Here is an 18473-nt window from a genome sequence, read left to right as displayed (position 1 = left end):
TCCATTCCAAATCCATTTCAGAGATATCCTATCTATCTTACATAACACAAAATTCTTGACGGTACCTCTATTGATGATCTTTGAAATAAGGTGATAATGATGAATATTGATTTTCTCCCTGATAACGCTTTTATTGATCCAAGCGGTCAAAATATAAACGAAGTTGCTAGCCTAATTAAGAAGTTTATAGATTTAGCTGTGGAGAATTCTGCTAGTGCGGATCAACGTTCACCTTTATCTCGAATGAAAAAATATACTTTTGGCGAGTTTTCCGTACAAGGGATGTCATCTGAAGGTATTTTTCTGCAATTACATGAGATTTTAAAAAATTCGCTGAATCCTCTAACTCCTAACTATATCGGTCATATGGACTCTATACCTACTCTCATTTCCTGCTTAGGTGAATTTATAACAACTACTCTAAATAACAATATGTTGAGCCTTGAAATGTCTCCTTTATTTTCTCAAATGGAAGTACAGGTGTTGCGGAACATTGCTCGAATGTTTGGTTACGATGAGAAGAGCGGGGGAGTAATGGTAAGCGGCGGAAGTCTTGCGAACTTACAAGCACTTGCAGTGGCGCGCAATCACTATTTTTCAGTTAAAGAGGAGGGGCTAATTGGGTTAAAAGAACAGCCAGTGATCTTGGCTTCAGAAGCCAGCCACACTTCCCTACATAAAGCGGCAATGTTGCTGGGGTTAGGAACATCTAGTGTAATCGCGGTTAAAACAAATCAAAATTCTCAAATGGATACCTTAGATTTAGAGAAAAAAATTCATAAAATGAGGGAAAAAGGTAAAAAACCGTTTGCAGTTGTGGCAACGGCCGGGACCACGGTGACGGGGAATATTGATCCTATCTTATCCATCGCTGAAATAACAAAGAAGTATGGACTATGGTTACATGTTGATGCTGCTTATGGCGGGGCATTGGTTTTTTCTGACAAACACCGCAAACGACTTTCTGGCATTGAAAAAGCTGATTCTATAACTTTTAATCCTCAAAAATGGATGTATGTAGCAAAGACATGTGCTATGGTCTTATTTAAGAACCGCGACTTGTTGGAAACAGATTTTCGTATTTCAGCACCATATATGAATCATACAGATTTTACAAATTTGGGTGAAATTTGTGTACAAGGTACCCGTCATGCTGATATTTTAAAATTATATTTGTCTCTTCAACATATTGGATTGAAGGGTTATGACCAGCTAATAAATGAAGGTTATTTAAGAGTCGATGAATTTGTCAAACAAGTGAAAAAACGTCCCTATTTGGAATTAGCAAGCGAACCTGATACCAATATATGTTGTTTTAGGTGGAGGCCCAAAAATCTCGATGCAAAGCAATGCGACCAATGGAACTTGGAGTTACAACAATGTCTATTACAAAAAGAAGGGGTGTTTTTCTCTTTGCCGACTTATAAGGGAAAACGTTGGTTAAGAGCTGTTTTATTAAATCCTTTTACCCCAATCTCCACTATCCAAAAAATTTTTAAAACGATAGATGATTTTTATATCCATTATCACAGTTACAAATCTTAATGGAGCTATTCCGTGAAAATTAGTGCTGGAACTATCTAACCATCACCTGTTGTGAAGCCAGCTTCAAAGTGAGCTAAACTTGATTTTTCATAATCTTTCATTGGTTGTCTGCGAACATTTGTTTCTGTAAAGTCGTTAAACTTAACAGATTGACCATGTTGAACAATGTTTTGAAAAAGTGGTTTCATATAGACAAACACGAATTGAATTTATAAAAAGGCTTTTTATTACACTTGCCATTTGACAATTCTAAATGTATCGTTTAGATTGTAATCAAAATAAAAGATCGGAAGGGTGAACCAACTAAATGATTTTCTAATCCTATTCACGAAAGTCAACAATTAAAGGCTATATTGGCAGAAAAATCTCCGCTTCATTTTCATTTATGAGGCCTTTAATTGTCGTTTTTCAGAATAGGATTGGACTTTCATAGGTTGGATCTAAAGGATCGTTTCTTTTGGTGTGCCCTATGATTTGTGCCTCCTATTCTGAATGGATATAGGAGGCATTTTTTTGTCTCCTAAACTCGGGTACAAGGAGATGTTGATATGCTTTTATTAAAAGCTCATCATGTAAAGCACTATGTACAGGATCGTTTATTGATAGATGCGGATCCATTGCAAATTCATCAAAATGATCGAATTGGATTAGTTGGTCGAAATGGCAGCGGGAAAACGACGTTGCTTCAAATTCTGGCTAAAAAGATTTCTCCAGAAGAAGGGGTCGTTATTCAACATATTCGATGCGAACTTTTACCGCAGTTTAAACGAACAGATACAACCATGTAACCGATAAAATAGAATTAACAGTTTTAGATAAATAAGATTTTACACTTCTTATTTGGGGAAGGGAGATTGTTTCAACCCCTTGCCCTAGGGCAAGGGGTTGAAATTCCGCCCTTTAAAACCAACCAACTCTATTAAAAAACATCTCCATCACTGGTATATTTTTATACAGAACAACTAGTATAGCGGTGATGGAGGTTTAGGAAAGGTGGACAAGTTTGAAGTGTATATTCAGATTCGTCAATTGTTAGAACAAGGATTTACTAAAACTGCTATAGCAAAAAAATTAGGAATATCAAGACCTACTCTGTATCGCTATTTGGAAAAGAGTCCAAAAGAAATGGCTGAATGGATTGATTCTACTAAAACTAGAAAGAAAAAACTTGATCCTTATAAAAACCTAATACTTTCTTGGCTCCGGGAACATCCAGAAATGAAGGCATCTCAAGTTGAAGATTGGTTGAAAGAGAGATTTCCAGAATTAAAAGTGTCTGAAAGTACCGTTAGGTCCTATGTAAGAAATCTTCGTAAGGAATATAACATTCCAAAAGAGAGTAGTAACATGCGAGATTATGAGGCTATTCCTGATCCGGAGATGGGGAAACAAATTCAAGTTGATTTTGGTGAAACACGTCAAAAAACACCTGAAAATAAAACCGTTAAATTGTATTTCATCGCTTTCGTGCTATCTAATTCACGTTATAAATATGCAGAGTTTCTTGACCGACCATTCACGACACGGGATGTGATTCGTGCACATGAAAATGCATTTCGATGGTTTGAAGGTATTCCACATGAAATAGTATACGACCAAGATTCGCTTATTGTGGTAAGTGAAAATGGTGGAGATTTAATTTTAACAAAGGAGTTTGAACAATATCGTCAAGAGCGAAGATTCAATTTACATGTTTGCCGAAAAGGTGATCCCGAAAGTAAAGGACGAATTGAAAATGTCGTTGGCTATATCAAACGCAATTTTGCCGCACATCGAATATTTACAAATATCGATCGCTGGAATGAAAATGCCATAAAATGGTTAAATCGAACTGGAAATTATAAAATCCATAATACGACGAAAAAAAGACCGGTCGAAGTGTTTCAGGAAGAAAAGAAACATCTAAGACCGATCACCAAAGAATTAACTAACCAATATTCAATACCTGTCTCTAGTATAACAAGAAGAGTAAGACAGGACAACACCATTATATACAAATCAAATCGTTATTCAGTACCTCTCGGTACATATAACAAACAAAGGGATGTTTATATTTCTGAAAGAGATGGATACTTGTACATTTATGCATCTGAAAATGGCCTATTAATCGCAAAACATAAAATAAGTAATGGAAAAGGTCAATTAATTCAAGACACGCAGCATACTCGGGATCGTTCTAAAGGAATCGATGCTTTTTTAGAAACCGTAGCAAGTTATTTTGAGGATTATGAATTAGCCAAATTATATCTAGAAGAAATCCGAACAAAATACCCAAGGTATGTTAGAGATCAATTACATATGATATTCAGAACGATTAAGCGTGCTGAACAACAAGAAGTTATAGATAGATCATTAACAGCTTGTTTTCAGCGAAAGCTTTTTAGTGCAACAGATTTTGTCGATATGGTTAAGTATATTGAACAGCAACGGCAAGTTTACATTACAAAAAATGATAAGCAACGTAATGTGCCAATTAAACCATTGGATGTAGAAACTGAATCTATTTTCTATATAACAACGCCACAAAGGGATCTAAAAGAATACTTAACTGTATTGGAGGCTGAAACGAATGAGTGAGTTAGACTTAGCACAAGAGCGTTTAAAAACATTACGCATGTCAGAATCAGCACAATATTTACCTAAATTAATTACAGAAGCAGAAAAATATGACAAAACTTATCTTGGATTTTTAAATAGTCTTTTAGAATATGAACAAAAACGAAGAGAAGAAAAGCTACTCGAAAGAAGATTAAAATGGGCTGCTTTTCCAAGTCATAAAACATTAGATGAATTTAACTTAGATGAACAACAGTCTTTAAGTAGAAAGCAATTAAATCAATTACGAGAATTAACCTGGATAGAGCAACTTTACAATATAATTTTTTTGGGGCCGCCTGGAGTGGGGAAAACTCATTTGGCCGTAGGTTTAGGTTTAGAAGCAATTCATCAAGGCTATAAGGTTATGTTTATATCAATGGGTGAGTTGGTTCATACTCTAAAAACGGAAGAAATTTCAAGAAAATCGCAGACAAGAATGAAAAGAATACGTGATGCAAATTTGTTAATTATTGATGATTTAATGTTTATGGCGATGGATCAGCATGAGGCCAATCTGTTTTTCCATTTAATAAATGACTTATATAATAAATCTTCAATTATTTTAACCTCCAATAAGGCTCCCAAAGATTGGGGAGAATTATTGGGGGACCCTGCGATAACAGCAGCAATATTGGATAGAATCGTTCATCGAGCAGAGATTATTCACATAAATGGTGACAGTTACCGGATGAAACATAGAGCTTCTATTTTCGAATCATCAAAAGTGTAAAAGATAATTTATCAAAAACTGTAACATTTCACTTGACGCTCACATAAATCCTCGTACCTTTTGTTTTTTAATATCTTTTTGTATTTCATAATAATATTGAACAAATCATCTGCTTCATTGGTTTCAGCCACTTCATAGAAAAAAGATTTTAAGTCATTAACCACTTCTGGATTCGGGATATACTTAACATCTTTTCTTTTTCCAATCCGTTTATATCCAAATATAGAAGAAGGAAATTGTTTCATAGTATCCTTTCTTCTACCGGAAATATTCTGGCCCTCGACTTGTGCAAAAATCCCATATAACGATTCAATTGAAAGTTTAGGAGAAAACGGCGGTTGTTTCGTTGATGTAAAAATCACCTTGATTCCGTATTTATAAAACTCACTTGCAAAATACAAGAAGAGACTCGATTGGGGATTGAAAAAGCAATTGAAACTTTTGGTGCTGTACATATTTTAGTAAATTGTGCGGGCATGGCGCTTGCGAAAAAAACATTAGGGAAAAAAGGCGTGCATGATCTCGCTTCTTTCGAGAAAGTTTTGCAAGTTAATGTTGTCGGGACGTTTAACATGATTCGTCTGGTAGCAGAAAAGATGGCTGAAAACGAGCAAAATGAACACGGGGAGCGGGGCGTGATTATCAATACTGCTTCCGTTGCTGCTTTTGACGGACAGATTGGACAGGATGCCTACAGCGCCTCTAAAGGGGCCATTGTCGGAATGACATTACCGCTAGCAAGAGAATTCGCATCTTTAGGAATCCGGGTGATGAGTATTGCTCCGGGGGTATTTAAAACACCGCTTTTTGCCGGTTTACCGGAAAAGGCGCAGGAAGCACTGGCAAAGATGGCGCCCTTTTCCCCTAGACTGGGACATCCAGAAGAATTTGCCAGGCTGGTTTGTGCGATCGTGGAAAATCCAATGTTAAATGGGGAAACGATTCGTCTTGACGGGGCAATTCGCATGCCGCCGAAATAGACAGAGGGGTGATGGAATGGGAGAGCTTGTATTCGTACGCAAGGACAAGCACATCGCATATTTGACGATGAACCGACCGGAAAAATTAAATGCTTTATCCGCAGATCTGGTCCAGGCATTAATTCGCGAATTGGAGAAGGCGGAAGCCGATGATGAAGTGAAAGTTATTATCCTCTCCGGAGCGGGGAAATCGTTCTGTTCCGGCGGAGATCTTTCGGCTTTTCAGGAAATGTCCGATATTGGATCAATCATCAACTGGATGAAAGAGGCAACAAGACTTGAGCAGACGATTGTTGAGTTAGATAAGTTGGTGATTAGTGCAGTTCACGGGTATGCTGCTGGCGCTGGTTTCAGTTTGGCATTAGCGAGCGATTTTATCGTTTGCGATAAGGATGCGATTTTTACCGCGAGTTTCGCGAAGGTGGGACTGATTCCCGATTTAGGGTTGATGAAAAATTTAGCGAAAAACGTACCGCTACCGCTGGCAAATGAGTGGCTTCTATCTGGAAGTCGTATTACAGCTGAAGAAGCCTATCGAAAAGGACTCGTCAATCGAATTGCTGAAGGAGATTTACTGGAGGAGGCGAGTCGTTTTGCCAAGTTTATTGTGGAGGGACCGCCACTTGTTCAGCGTTTTGTTAAATATATGTTGAATCATGCCCATGAGTTCACCCACGATACGAATTTCATGCAAGAAGTAACGATGCAAGCCTTGCTTTTACAGACAGAAGATAATAAGGAAGGCGTGCGGGCATTTTTCGAAAAAAGAAAGCCAGATTTTAAGGGGAAATAAGTGAAAAGATGAAAAAAAGGCGGAGAAACATAAGGTTTTTCCTCCTTAAGTCATTTAGTGAGGAAACTATTCATGTGTCTTTAATACGTGTTTCCTTAGAGCATTTGCCACTCCATGTTGATCATGGTGATCGGTTGTAAACATTGCATGACTTTTTACGACATCATCGGCATTCTCCATTGCAATGCTAATACCTGCTGCTTTTAACATCGGAATATCATTGATTTGGTCTCCAATCGCGACCGTATTTTCCATAGGGATTTGTAAGTGACTGGCCAAGTAACGTAGGCCGAACCCTTTATTCGCATCTTTATGGGTAAATTCAATGGAAGGTGGTCCACCAGAACTAATGGATACATCGTTCCGTGCCATCGTTTGTTTTTCCAAGAGCGATAGTTTTTCCTGATTAAATGTATTTCCGCTAATTTTTGTAACGTTTAAGTTTAATAGATCAAGTTCTTCGACATCACGTACAAATATCATATTGTTTTGGCTGAATACGATATCCGCATGATGTCTGTAGTAGTCTTTATCAATAGCAGGAGATGATTTTGCCAATTCGTCAATCTCGTTGTTTAGAAAACTCTTTGTATCTTTTTCCATGAATATACCTTGATCGGTATAAAGTTCAACGGGTATCTCATATTGACGGAGGGCGTTAATTATTTCCAGGACCGTTTGCTTGTCTAAAAACAATTGTTTTAAAAAGCCGTTATCGTAAATGCTTGAACCATTCCCGCTGATAATTGGTAAATGAAGCTTATATGGCTTTAAAATATGCAAAATATCATCATGATACCTTCCAGAACAAATCGCAATATGATGGCCCTGCTTCTTCACTTCCAGGATTGCCTGTAGATTTTCATCGCTGATCGAACCATCGCTCGATAACAATGTGCCGTCCATATCAATGGCGATTAATTTCATGAAAACATCATTCGCTTTCTTTGTATTTTTTGTTCCATGATAAAAATAGACCCGCACACCATAAGATAAGAGTTTTTGATAAACTTTTCGTATGGTGGCGGGTCTTACCTTAACAATTCTATCTATCTAAAATACTTCATTCGACATAAGCTATTTGTTACGATTCTTCAAGGGTTGAGTGAGTGATTTTGTCCAAATTGGAGGTCCTTCCGGGAATGCTGCTTGCATATATACGTACATGAACATTCCCGAAAGTTTTTTTATTTATTAGAGCTCTTCACCATTCGTTTCGATGACTTTCTGATACCAGAAGAAGCTGTCTTTCTTAATCCGTTCCATAGATGCGTTATCGTCCACATCACGATCGATATATACGAAACCGTAACGTTTTTGATACCCGTTTAACCAGCTTAATACGTCTGAGAATGACCATGTAGTATAGCCGATCACGTCTGAACCATCGGAAATTGCATCCCGAATCGCGTTAATATGATCTCTTAAATAGTTAATTCGATAATCATCGTGGATTCTGCCGTTTTCCACAGTATCAAATGCTCCGAGACCATTTTCTGTAATTAATACAGGTAAGTTGTAGCGACTGGTGATTCTTGTGATGGCAATTCGTAAACCGGTCGGATCGATCGTCCAGTCCCAATCAGTTTTATCGGTGAATGGATTATCGACAATCCGATAAAGTCCCGGAATTCCTTTTTCCGGTGTCGTTCCTTTTTCACCGGTATTGTTAATTGCATAGTTCATTTGCACACCGTCGAGGGGATTGTAAGCAACGGTTGCTGTTTGATAGTAGTTGATACCCATAAAATCAGGTTTTCCTTTGGCAAGGAGCTCGAAGTCGCCTTCCTGGATATCCGGTGTCAAACCATTTTCCTCTAAATAACGCCATGCTCTTTGCGGATATCTGCCATGTACGTATACATCCATCCAGAAGTAATTGTGGAAGTCATTCGCATCGTCTGCTGCCAGTACATTTTCTGGTTTCGTATCTACAGGGTAGTACGGCATATAGGCAAAGCTCGGTCCAATTTTTCCATCTGGAACATATTTGCGGAATTCGTTTATGACAGCCGCATTGGCGAGATTGGCAATATGGTTTGCATTATACATTCTTTTTCTATCTTGTACTTTAGGAGGGTGGATAGCAGATTCATAGCCATGCCCGATAAAAATATTTTGTTCATTTAATGTTACCCAGTATTTTACACGGTCTCCGTACCGTTTAAATAATGTAATCGCATAGTTTTTAAAGTCTTCGATGATTCTTCTCGATTCCCAACCGCCATATTCATCTTGTAGAGCTTGCGGTAAATCCCAGTGATAAATCGTTAATACTGGTTCGATATTGTATTTGAGTAATTCGTCGATTAAACGATCGTAAAATTCCAGTCCTTTTTCATTTACCTCGCCATATCCTTTAGGATAAATACGTGGCCAGGAAACAGAGAAACGGTATGCTTTAAGACCTAATTCGGCCATTAATTTTACGTCTTCTTTATAGCGATGATAGTGGTCAATCGCTATATTACCGGTTGTGTTTTTGTAAGTATTTCCGGGGGTCTGAGAAAATGTATCCCAGATGGACGGTCCTTTTCCATCCTCATTCCAGGCCCCTTCTATCTGGTAGGCTGCCGATGCAGCCCCCCATAAGAAATCTTTCGGGAAAGGTTTTTTCTTGAGATGCTCCATTCTAAAATCCTCCTAATTTATTAATCAATTTTATTAGTTGTTAAATTGTTTTAATACAAAGTCAATCGCTTTCTTCGGATTGTTTGTCAATTCGATATATTCTTGACCACCGGTCGATACGAGTTTAATTCCTAAACGATCCGTATCTTTCTTGATCGCTTCGTAGTTGGAAGCAACTTGTGGTGCGAGAATGACTAAATCAAAGTCTTTCAAAATATCATTGTGAGAACCGTATGCACCTGCTCCTGCAATAATCGGAACATTATATTCTGCAGCGGCTTTTTTTAATGCATTGGCGAGTAAACCACTAGTTCCACCACCCGCACATAAGACAAGGACGTTTTTCTCATCTTTCATTTGTGCAGCGTCAACTTCATCAAGCGCTGTATCTACTTCAGCCGCAACTTCTTCTTCATCTGATTCTGCAGTTTCCAGTTCTTTTTGATAGATTTCATTATCGTAAACTTTAAAGAATGGATAGTAGATGAGGAAGTCAACAACCAGTAACAGGATTGCTAACACAAAGGATAATCCTGCAAAACCGGTACCCATTACTAATCCTAACGGACCGGGGGTTGTCCACGGTAATACGTAAATGAATCCATTCATATTTAAAACATCAACGAAAAATTTGAAGAGCCATACGTTTGCAATTGGTGCCAGGATAAATGGTACAAAGAATACCGGGTTTAAGACTAACGGTGCACCGAATAAGATCGGTTCGTTAACACCGAAAAGTACAGGAATCGTTGCTGCTTTACCGATTGCCCGGTTTTGTTTTGATTTGGCTAAGAATGCAAACATTAATGTAATGATTAATGTTGCACCGGTTCCACCTAAAGTGGCGACGAAATATTGTAATCCAGGAGCTAAAACGTGTGAAGCGTGTTCACCAGCCTGGAATAATTTCAAGTTTGCTTCGATATTCACATAGTAAATTGCAGTAACAGCAGGTTCAACAATGGAAGGACCGTGAATACCGATAAACCAGAAGAAGGCCATGGCTCCGTAAATGAGCGCCAGTCCTAAATATCCATCAGCAGCTGAGAAGAAGGGTTGGAAAAACTTAATAACTCCTTCTGCAAAGTTCATCCCGGTTAAGTTTCTAAACACCAAATCAAATAGCCAGAAAAATAATGTAGATAAGGCAAATGGAATTAAGTCCTTGAATGTTTGGGCGATATTTGGTGGTACTTGTTCCGGTAATTTGATCGTTACATCGTTTTTCACACAAACTTTATAAATATTACCAACGACAAATGCCGAAATGAAAGCTGCAAGTAATCCAGCAGATCCCATATAGCCACTGGAAAAACCGCCTTCAATGGCATCTGCGGAAATGAGCAAGAAACCAACAATGGAAGCTAACATCGTAGAAATATTGTTGATTTGGTTGTTACTCGGTAAATCCCGGTTAAATGAGTCGGTTAAGTATTTTGCCGTTGTGGCAGTTACCAATACGGCCAAAATTCCCATTGAATAATTGTAGGCTTTTAACAGAATTGCTTCGATGTGTTCAGGCCAGTAGAATCCGAAAATATTTGGTACGAAAGCCACTAACATAAAAATACTGGAAAATAAGACAACAGGCATGGATGCGATGAAACCGTCTTTTACAGCTCTCAAATAGACGTTTCGAGAAATTTTTTCAAAAAAGGGTTTCATTTTTTCGATTTGTGCAACTAAGCCATTCATTTTTTCCCATTCCTTTCATGATTTTTATGAATTGTGATCTTTTCGGTAAATATTTATTAAATGCTGAACAATATCACTTAACAACAATGTCGTCATTAAATGATCTTGTCCATGGACCATGATGAAACCTAATTCTAAATCTTCGCCACTAGCTTCAGCTGATAAGACTTTCGTTTGAGCATTATGAGCTTTATTTAAGCTCTCTCTTGCTTCTTCGATTAACTGATCAGATACATCGAAGTTGCCATTTCTTGCTTCGTTGATTGCGTTGAGTAGCTTTGATCTTGCTTCACCGGCGTAGGAAACAATTTCAAAGCCTACTAAATTCACTTCCGTTTTATTCATGTTGATTCTCCTTTCTAAAACATGTTTGCTATTTTTTGTATTTAATGTAAGAACTACCTATAAAAATTTGAAATTTAATAATGTAACAGAAGCTGAAAAGAAAAATTATAATAAAATTCAAACAATTCACCGCAAAAATCACGTTTGGAATGGAAAATCATGGCAACAGCTGCTTATATAATTGCCTATTATTATATAACTTTTTACAAATTTATCCAAAGTGATTTTTGCTCATTATGTAATGGTAAGCCGTTAAAATTAGCGTTTTGCCAGGTTTGATGTTAGGAAATTAGTGTATTTCATGGCAAAAAAATTGAAACGCTTACTTTTTCTCTGAAAAAGGGAAACAAGAAAATCCTTTTAGGATCGATTTTTTATCACGTCTCTTTCAAATATGATACTTTGTGTTTGTTGATTTCCGATAATGTTTGCTTTGTTGTAATTTAACTATATAAAGAAAACGCTTACTTGTCAATACGAAAATAAAAATAAATATTATGATAAAAATTTGAACATATTTTGACGTTTTTACTATAAAAAATTTACTTTTATTTATATGATATTTTTATTTTTGGTAACATTTGGTATTCAAAAACAAACATTGACAAACAATAATAAACATGATAATTTTTTATTACAAAAGCTTTTGTAGAAAAAAGTAGCTATTTATCCATGAAATTCACAAGGAAAGTTGATTTGTGGATCAATTTGTTTGAATTTTTTTCAAAAGAACATAAGAGAGGAGCTCGCGAAATGAAAGTACTTATAGGTGCTGATAAAGACGGCGTTCAATTAAAAGAAGTTTTGATCAAACATTTGCAAAGTCGAGGATTTGAAGTGATTGATAAAACGCCGGAAACCGACCTGGATTTTGTAGAATCAACGACACGAGTTGTGGAAGGACTTTTAGCGCAGGAAGGAGACCGTGGCATATTAATCGATAAATACGGTGCTGGCTCCTTTATGGTTGCCAACAAATTTAAAGGAATGATTTGTGCGGAAGTATCTGATGAACATTCGGCGAAAATGACTCGGGACCATAATAATTCGATGGCTATTGCATTGGGTTCCGGCATTGTAGGCGAAGAATTGGCAAAAGGTTGTGTCGATGCCTATTTACAATCCAAATATTCCGGTGGCCGTCACCAAATCCGGGTCGATATGTTGAACAGAATGTGCTAAATGCAGTTATTTGAAAAATTTACTTGCTAGAGGAGGAATATCGAATGATTATTTCATTAGGATGCGATCACATTGTTACAGATGTAAAAATAGAAGTATCCAACTACTTAAAAAGTAAAGGGCATACTGTTATAGATAATGGTACGTACGATACAACAAGAACCCACTATCCGATTTTCGGTAAGAAAACTGCAGAAAAAGTCGTGAACGGTGAAGCGGACCTGGGAATTGTTCTTTGCGGAACGGGTGTTGGGATTTCCGCATCAGCTAATAAAGTTCCCGGGGCACGTGTTGCACTTGTGCGTGATACAACCACAGCGAAATATGCAAAAGAACAATTAAATGCCAACATTATTGGCGTCGGTGGACGAATTACCGGATTGCATTTAATCCTGGCGATCATTGATACGTTCCTGGAAACCGAATATAAAGAAACTCCGGAGAACAAAGCGCTTATTGAAAAGATTAATGCCTTAGACAAGAAAATGAAAAACGGTACCAATGACGAGCATTTCTTTGATGATTTGCTTGAAAAATGGGACCGTGGCGAATACCATGATTAATTTTCTTGCCAGATAAAGCCGACAAATGACTTTCTTATTCGATTAGAATTTTAGCCGTATGATGAGTGATGTTCGAACGTAATCGATGTTTGCGGATGTTCAACGATGTATAGATCATCGATACTTTAGCCTTGTCCATATTTTCGAACATCCCGAACAGATCAATTGGATTAATATCATCATGTTCAGTGGGAAAACGATTCGTATGCGGTATTCTTAATGTAAGCGGGGTTGCCGAATCAACTGGTCGCCTTTGTAACTGGTTGAAGGAAAATGGGTTGAACGAACAGTAAAACTATATTATCGAGTTCAATGGAGACTTTGCTACTGGGACTATATTTGTTGTAAGATAGGAGTAAAACGAATGTTTAATTATTTTCGGGAAAGTAAAATTTGTTGTCAAATTGTTCTTTTATAAACATTTGTTAGGCGATTTGTCCTGGTAGCAATCTCACATTGAAATTTTAAATTATCACAATTTATGCATTGGAAAATTATTTATACAACAAAAAATAAGAAAAGTCAGGTGTAGGCGATGATTAGAGAAGAAAGATACCGCACGATCCTTTCCTTGCTGGAAAAAAATGATACGGTTCAAGTTTCTGAACTGGCAGAATTATTTAATGTAACCGAAATGACCATTCGTAGAGATTTACAGGCGTTGGAAGACGAAGGGATCCTGGAGCGGGTTCACGGTGGAGCCAAAAAGAAAGGAACACATTATATCGAGCTCTCGAATGTTCAGAAAGAAACGCTCAATGTAGAAGAGAAAAAACATATCGGCAAAATTTGCGCAGATTTAATAGAAGATAATGATACGATTTTTATCGGTTCGGGAACGACGAGTCGGTTTATTCTCGATTATCTGGATACGAAACCCGTGATGCTTGTCACGAATTCCATTCAAATTTTTCAAAAGGCGATTAAGCTTCCGAACGTAGAAACGATTTTGACCGGTGGCCGTTACAGGAAAAAAACGGGCACACTCATCGGTTATTTTGCCAATAAATTGTTGAATGAAATTAAAATTAACAAATGTTTCGTTGGCACAAACGGTATTAATGGAAAAGATATCACAACAGCCAATGAAGAAGAAGGTTACGGTTTGCAAATCGTTTTAAACAATTCGACCGAACGCTACATATTAGCCGATCATACTAAATTTGGCGTACAGGCGTTTTTCACATTTTATGATGTGAAAGATGTTCACGCGATCATTACCGATCCGAAAATAAAACCGCATGTGGAAAGTTATTACAGTGAGTTAACGACGGTAATTAAATAAAATGATCGATAAGAACGGGGCAGTAGCAGGTATATTTCTCCCGGTTCATGAATGCTGGAAGTTCATGATTACTAAATGCGAGTATTTGTTTTTTGTCTTTACTCGTTATTGATAGAAGGTAATCTATCAAGTTACGAGAATCAGCTCTGGGTGTTGTGGCGAGTAAATATCTCAATGTAAGCGTTCCATTGTGGAAGGACCAAATAAATGGATGAATAATAATTAGATGCTGTCCCGGATTAATAATTTAGCAGATCGTTATTGTATTATTTTCAGATTTGAACATGTGAGATTTTAAGCGAAAAATAGAGATGAATATTGAAATTACTAACAATCATATTGCTCAACTATTAACAAAACAAGCTTTACAACTGGATAAATCTGTAGTTACCTCCATTATTAATATAAGTTGATAGCATTTTCCGTTTCTTCTTAGTAATCAAGTGAAACTTATTACTTTTAGCAACCTGTAATGTATAAAAAAATGATGAAAGGAGATTGTCATGGCATCGTTACAAAATACAAAAGAAATGTTGTTGCATGCACAAAAGGAAGGTTACGCTGTCCCGGCTTTTAACATCCACAATTTAGAAACTATTCAAACCGTCGTCGAAACGGCTGCGGAAATGTGTTCGCCGGTTATACTTGCTGCTACTCCGGGAACAATGAACTTTGCCGGACGGGCCTATATCCAGGCCATTGCGGAAACAGCAGCGAAGGAATACGATATCCCGATCGCTCTTCACTTGGATCACCATGATTCTTATGAATCGATCCTTGAATCTTTAAAATTAGGGACAAAATCTGTAATGATTGACGGTTCCCATCTTCCTTTTGAAGAAAATATTGCGATTACGAAAAAAGTCGTTGCTACCGCCCATGAATACGGCGCTACCGTTGAAGCGGAGTTGGGACGACTTGTCGGTCAGGAAGACGATATGACCGTTGACGAAAAGGATGCTGTTTATACAGATCCAGATGCGGCGGTGGAATTTGTGAAACAAACGGGCATCGATTCTTTAGCTGTTGCTATTGGAACGGCCCACGGCTTGTATAAAGCAGAACCGAAATTGGATTTTGAACGCTTAGAAAAGATTAGAAGTTTAGTAGATATTCCACTAGTGTTGCATGGGGCATCAGGAATATCTAAAGAAGATGTGCAAAAATGTATTTCCCTCGGGATTACGAAAGTGAATGTATCAACAGAATTGAAGATTCCTTTCTCAACGGCATTGCGGGAATATTTAGTAGCTCACCCTGATGAAACGGATCCGCGCAAATACATGGCTGCAGCAAAAGCGAAAATGAAAGAAACCGTTCGCGAGAAAATATTGATTTGTAAAAGTAATGACAGGGTATAAAGCAAATCCGCATTAGAATACGAGAATTCAGGTGATTCCATTGATTTTAACTGTAACGTTAAACCCTTCTGTCGATGTGAAGTATACACTGAATCGCTTTTTGATTGATGAAGTAAATCGTGTCGAGCAAGTGATCAAAACCGCTGGCGGGAAAGGTCTTAATGTCAGCCGGGTGCTCAAACAATTAGATGCAGACGTAGGTGCGACAGGATTTTTAGGTGGCGAATTAGGCGAGTTTATTCGCTCGGAACTAAAAAAAGAAGGAATCTATGATTGGTTCGTTCCGATTAGTGGAAAAACGCGAAACTGTATCGCGATTATTCACGAAGGACAACAGACAGAAATACTGGAAAGCGGTCCGGTTATTCAAGATGAGGAAATGGACCTGTTTTTATCCAACTTTAGCAAGCTTCTTCCTCAGGTAGATCTTGTGACGATTTCCGGGAGTTTACCGAAAGGTGTACCGGATGATTTTTACCAGCGGATTATCGAATTATGTTCCCAACATGAAAAGTTTGTGCTATTGGACACGAACGGGAAACAATTACAACAATCTTTACAGGGAGATGCAAAACCGAATCTGATCAAACCGAACGAGGAAGAGCTAGCAAACTTCGTAGGCAAAGAGATTCAGAGCCAGCATGATTTACTGGAAGCTCTGGCTGATGAGACGTTGCAAGATATCGAGTGGATAGTTGTCAGTCTCGGTGCAAAAGGTGCGATCATTAAACATCAAGAATCCATTTATGAAGTGCAAATTCCTAAAGTGCAAGCTGTTAACCCCGTGGGATCAGGAGATTCCGTTTTAGCAGGATTTGCATCCGGGATTTCACGAAATCTCGAAGGTACGACCTTAATGCGCTACGGAATTGCCATGGGAGTTTTAAACGCCATGGAAGAAAAGACGGGGTATATCAATCCGGATAATATTGACTGGTGTATGGAGCAAATAAAAGTAGTGAAGTTGAAATAAATCATTGATCTATCTCTTAAGAATTTTAGTAGCCGTTCTAACTAGAATGGAAATCCATATACTTATATCCTGGAAAATTTTACCACTTTGTATCTAGTAAAACGATTGAATAGAGCTGCTTTCGTGTAAATTAAATGATTGCTTTCAATAAAGTAAAGTCCCAATATGTTGGTTACCATCCATATTTATTTACTCTTGCGGGAGGCGACGATTAAATGGCTAAAAAAAGTTATTTTGGAGAGAACTTTTTATTCGGTGGTGCCGCAGCGGCGTATCATTTCGAAGGAGCGTATGATCAAGGCGGCAGAGGATTAGCTGTTACCGATGTGGTTCCCGGTAAACCATCAGAAGGGCGCACAGAAAAACCTACTCCGGATAACTTAAAATTAAAATCCATCGATTTTTATAATCGATACAAAGAAGATATTGCCTTGTTTGGAGAAATGGGCTTTCGCGTATTTCGTACTTCGATCGCTTGGTCGCGGATTTTTCCAAAAGGGATTGAGGATGAACCAAACGAAGAGGGGCTCCAATTCTATGATAATGTATTTGATGAAATGGCAAAATATAATATTACCCCTTTAATTACATTAACGCATACGTCGGAAATGCCCCTTTACTTGGCTGAAAAATACAATGGCTTTGCGAGCAGAGAAGTCATTGATTATTATTTGAAATACGTTGAAACGGTCGTTAATCGCTATAAAGATAAAGTCAAATACTGGTTAACTTTCAATGAAATCAATACCGTTTTCCACATGCCCTTCTATCAAGCTGGTGTTAGTGAAGAAAATGGTGTGACGTTGGAAGAGAAATTCCAGGTCGCTCACCACATGTTTGTCGCCAGTGCGAAGGCAACGGAAATTATCAAAAAGATTGATCCTGAGGTGAAAGTAGGTTGCACATTCATTTCCACCTTGCGTTATCCATTAACACCCAAGCCTGAAGATGTTCTAGCTGCCATGCAAGAAAATAGATTTCAAGACTTCTTTACCGATATTCAGGCCCGTGGCGAATATCCGTGGTATATGAAGCGGTATTTTGAAGAAAGAAATATTCAGTTAGATATTACCGAGGAAGATTTTGATGTTATGAAAAAGAACACGGTGGACTTCCTGGCATTTAGCTACTATTATTCGAACGTAGCGTCTGCAGAAAATCGAGTAGAAAACACATTTTCAACATTAAGAAATCCTTATCTTCCTGTCGACAATTGGGGCTGGCACGTTGATCCTGTAGGATTAAGGATTGTCCTGAACTACTTATGGGATCGCTATCGCTTACCGATGTTCATCACGGAAAATGGTTGTGCAGCCATCGAAGAATTAACCGAAGATGAAAATGGTAATTTAACTGTCATCGATGATTATCGCATCAAAGTTCTCGGTGAACATTTACGACAAATCAATGAAGCGATTAAAGATGGAGTCGAAGTTTTCGGTTATACAACCTGGTCTGCAATTGACTTCGTCAGCGGTACCACCGGAACGATGTTAAAGAGATGGGGCTTCATCTACGTGGACTATCAACAAGACGGCAGTGGTACTTTGAAACGTTATAAAAAGAAAAGCTTTGACTGGTATAAAAAAGTAATTGAAACGAATGGCGAATACTTATTTACCGAATCCGACACGGAGTAAGTAAAAAAATAGAAAACGATTAACTTATTTGTAAAATAAAAATAAATCCTTTCTATTTGGAAAGACTAACAATACCAAATAGAAAGGATTTTTTTGAATCGTTTGATAAATTTTTTTAAAAAAGCTCCCACTTTTACGGTAAAAAATGTGAG

At 37.7% G+C, this 18473-nt stretch carries 15 protein-coding genes and 2 pseudogenes; 12 read left to right on the top strand and 5 right to left on the bottom strand.

Going from position 1 to position 18473, the window contains the following annotated elements; genetic code table 11:
- Positions 1–99: 99 nt before the first annotated feature.
- The 4 genes and pseudogenes from N1I87_RS09470 to istB all read left to right on the top strand — a co-directional run bounded on the left by N1I87_RS09470 (position 100) and on the right by istB (position 4873).
- A complete protein-coding gene (locus N1I87_RS09470) occupies positions 100–1545 on the top strand; it encodes a pyridoxal phosphate-dependent decarboxylase family protein (protein ID WP_341094465.1) in 1446 nt (481 codons plus the stop codon).
- Between the two features lie 548 nt (positions 1546–2093).
- Positions 2094–2327, top strand: a pseudogene (locus tag N1I87_RS09465) (ATP-binding cassette domain-containing protein); the annotation flags it as partial.
- A 211-nt stretch (positions 2328–2538) separates the two neighbouring features.
- Positions 2539–4122 (top strand): IS21 family transposase, encoded by a 1584-nt coding sequence (gene istA / locus N1I87_RS09460; RefSeq protein WP_341101460.1) that lies wholly within the window; start codon positions 2539–2541, stop codon positions 4120–4122.
- On the top strand, positions 4115–4873 hold the full coding sequence (gene istB / locus N1I87_RS09455; protein ID WP_161921169.1) for an IS21-like element helper ATPase IstB: 759 nt from the start codon (positions 4115–4117) through the stop codon (positions 4871–4873). The genes istA and istB overlap by 8 nt, the downstream gene beginning before the upstream one ends.
- An 11-nt stretch (positions 4874–4884) precedes the next feature.
- Here istB and N1I87_RS09450 read toward each other — a convergent pair whose 3' ends face one another.
- The gene (locus N1I87_RS09450) at positions 4885–5274 is read right to left on the bottom strand and encodes a hypothetical protein (RefSeq protein ID WP_341101455.1); all 390 of its coding nucleotides are present in this window, start codon (positions 5272–5274) and stop codon (positions 4885–4887) included.
- On the opposite strand from N1I87_RS09450, the pseudogene N1I87_RS09445 reads away from it, so the two are divergent.
- Together N1I87_RS09445 and N1I87_RS09440 are read left to right on the top strand one after the other, a co-directional pair.
- A pseudogene (locus N1I87_RS09445) lies at positions 5272–5853 on the top strand (SDR family NAD(P)-dependent oxidoreductase); the annotation flags it as partial. The gene N1I87_RS09450 and the pseudogene N1I87_RS09445 overlap by 3 nt on opposite strands.
- A 16-nt stretch (positions 5854–5869) precedes the next feature.
- Positions 5870–6646 carry an enoyl-CoA hydratase/isomerase family protein gene (locus tag N1I87_RS09440; RefSeq protein WP_341101453.1) on the top strand — a complete coding sequence of 259 codons (777 nt, stop codon included), beginning with the start codon at positions 5870–5872 and terminating at the stop codon, positions 6644–6646.
- A 66-nt stretch (positions 6647–6712) separates the two neighbouring features.
- Here N1I87_RS09440 and N1I87_RS09435 read toward each other — a convergent pair whose 3' ends face one another.
- The 4 genes from N1I87_RS09435 to N1I87_RS09420 form a co-directional block, all read right to left on the bottom strand.
- Positions 6713–7573 (bottom strand): Cof-type HAD-IIB family hydrolase, encoded by an 861-nt coding sequence (locus N1I87_RS09435; protein ID WP_341101451.1) that lies wholly within the window; start codon positions 7571–7573, stop codon positions 6713–6715.
- Between the two features lie 267 nt (positions 7574–7840).
- Positions 7841–9277, bottom strand: coding sequence for a glycoside hydrolase family 1 protein (locus N1I87_RS09430; RefSeq protein WP_341101449.1), 1437 nt, complete (start codon positions 9275–9277; stop codon positions 7841–7843).
- Positions 9278–9310: 33 nt separating this feature from the next.
- Entirely contained in the window at positions 9311–10972 is a 1662-nt protein-coding gene (locus tag N1I87_RS09425) for a lactose-specific PTS transporter subunit EIIC (protein ID WP_341101447.1), read from the bottom strand.
- A 24-nt stretch (positions 10973–10996) separates the two neighbouring features.
- Entirely contained in the window at positions 10997–11317 is a 321-nt protein-coding gene (locus tag N1I87_RS09420) for a PTS lactose/cellobiose transporter subunit IIA (RefSeq protein ID WP_049624219.1), read from the bottom strand.
- A gap of 753 nt (positions 11318–12070) precedes the next feature.
- Here N1I87_RS09420 and lacA point away from each other — a divergent pair.
- The 6 genes from lacA to N1I87_RS09390 all read left to right on the top strand — a co-directional run bounded on the left by lacA (position 12071) and on the right by N1I87_RS09390 (position 18321).
- Positions 12071–12499, top strand: coding sequence for a galactose-6-phosphate isomerase subunit LacA (gene lacA / locus N1I87_RS09415; RefSeq protein ID WP_341101445.1), 429 nt, complete (start codon positions 12071–12073; stop codon positions 12497–12499).
- 44 nt (positions 12500–12543) lie between these two features.
- Positions 12544–13062, top strand: a complete 519-nt coding sequence (gene lacB, locus N1I87_RS09410; protein WP_341101444.1) for a galactose-6-phosphate isomerase subunit LacB — start codon at positions 12544–12546, stop codon at positions 13060–13062.
- A gap of 535 nt (positions 13063–13597) precedes the next feature.
- The gene (locus tag N1I87_RS09405; protein WP_341101443.1) at positions 13598–14347 is read left to right on the top strand and encodes a DeoR/GlpR family DNA-binding transcription regulator; all 750 of its coding nucleotides are present in this window, start codon (positions 13598–13600) and stop codon (positions 14345–14347) included.
- Positions 14348–14850: 503 nt separating this feature from the next.
- Entirely contained in the window at positions 14851–15708 is an 858-nt protein-coding gene (locus tag N1I87_RS09400) for a tagatose bisphosphate family class II aldolase (protein WP_341101442.1), read from the top strand.
- Between the two features lie 31 nt (positions 15709–15739).
- On the top strand, positions 15740–16681 hold the full coding sequence (pfkB, locus tag N1I87_RS09395) for a 1-phosphofructokinase (protein ID WP_445285688.1): 942 nt from the start codon (positions 15740–15742) through the stop codon (positions 16679–16681).
- Between the two features lie 215 nt (positions 16682–16896).
- Positions 16897–18321 carry a glycoside hydrolase family 1 protein gene (locus tag N1I87_RS09390; RefSeq protein ID WP_341101440.1) on the top strand — a complete coding sequence of 475 codons (1425 nt, stop codon included), beginning with the start codon at positions 16897–16899 and terminating at the stop codon, positions 18319–18321.
- Positions 18322–18473: the final 152 nt, after the last annotated feature.

The sequence above is a fragment of the Bacillus sp. FSL W8-0102 genome, from assembly GCF_038007225.1.
Lineage (GTDB): Bacteria > Bacillota > Bacilli > Bacillales > DSM-4216 > Bacillus_O > Bacillus_O smithii.
This window is presented reverse-complemented; position numbering and strand designations above follow the sequence as displayed.

Excerpts from the sequence above, each read along its gene's own strand:
- N1I87_RS09470 (WP_341094465.1), top strand. The coding sequence starts at position 100 with ATGAATATTGATTTTCTCCCTGATAACGCTTTTATTGATCCAAGCGGT.
- istB (WP_161921169.1), top strand. The coding sequence starts at position 4,115 with ATGAGTGAGTTAGACTTAGCACAAGAGCGTTTAAAAACATTACGCATG.
- N1I87_RS09440 (WP_341101453.1), top strand. The coding sequence starts at position 5,870 with ATGGGAGAGCTTGTATTCGTACGCAAGGACAAGCACATCGCATATTTG.
- N1I87_RS09435 (WP_341101451.1), bottom strand. The coding sequence starts at position 7,573 with ATGAAATTAATCGCCATTGATATGGACGGCACATTGTTATCGAGCGAT.
- N1I87_RS09430 (WP_341101449.1), bottom strand. The coding sequence starts at position 9,277 with ATGGAGCATCTCAAGAAAAAACCTTTCCCGAAAGATTTCTTATGGGGG.
- N1I87_RS09425 (WP_341101447.1), bottom strand. The coding sequence starts at position 10,972 with ATGAATGGCTTAGTTGCACAAATCGAAAAAATGAAACCCTTTTTTGAA.
- N1I87_RS09420 (WP_049624219.1), bottom strand. The coding sequence starts at position 11,317 with ATGAATAAAACGGAAGTGAATTTAGTAGGCTTTGAAATTGTTTCCTAC.
- lacA (WP_341101445.1), top strand. The coding sequence starts at position 12,071 with ATGAAAGTACTTATAGGTGCTGATAAAGACGGCGTTCAATTAAAAGAA.
- lacB (WP_341101444.1), top strand. The coding sequence starts at position 12,544 with ATGATTATTTCATTAGGATGCGATCACATTGTTACAGATGTAAAAATA.
- N1I87_RS09405 (WP_341101443.1), top strand. The coding sequence starts at position 13,598 with ATGATTAGAGAAGAAAGATACCGCACGATCCTTTCCTTGCTGGAAAAA.
- N1I87_RS09400 (WP_341101442.1), top strand. The coding sequence starts at position 14,851 with ATGGCATCGTTACAAAATACAAAAGAAATGTTGTTGCATGCACAAAAG.
- N1I87_RS09390 (WP_341101440.1), top strand. The coding sequence starts at position 16,897 with ATGGCTAAAAAAAGTTATTTTGGAGAGAACTTTTTATTCGGTGGTGCC.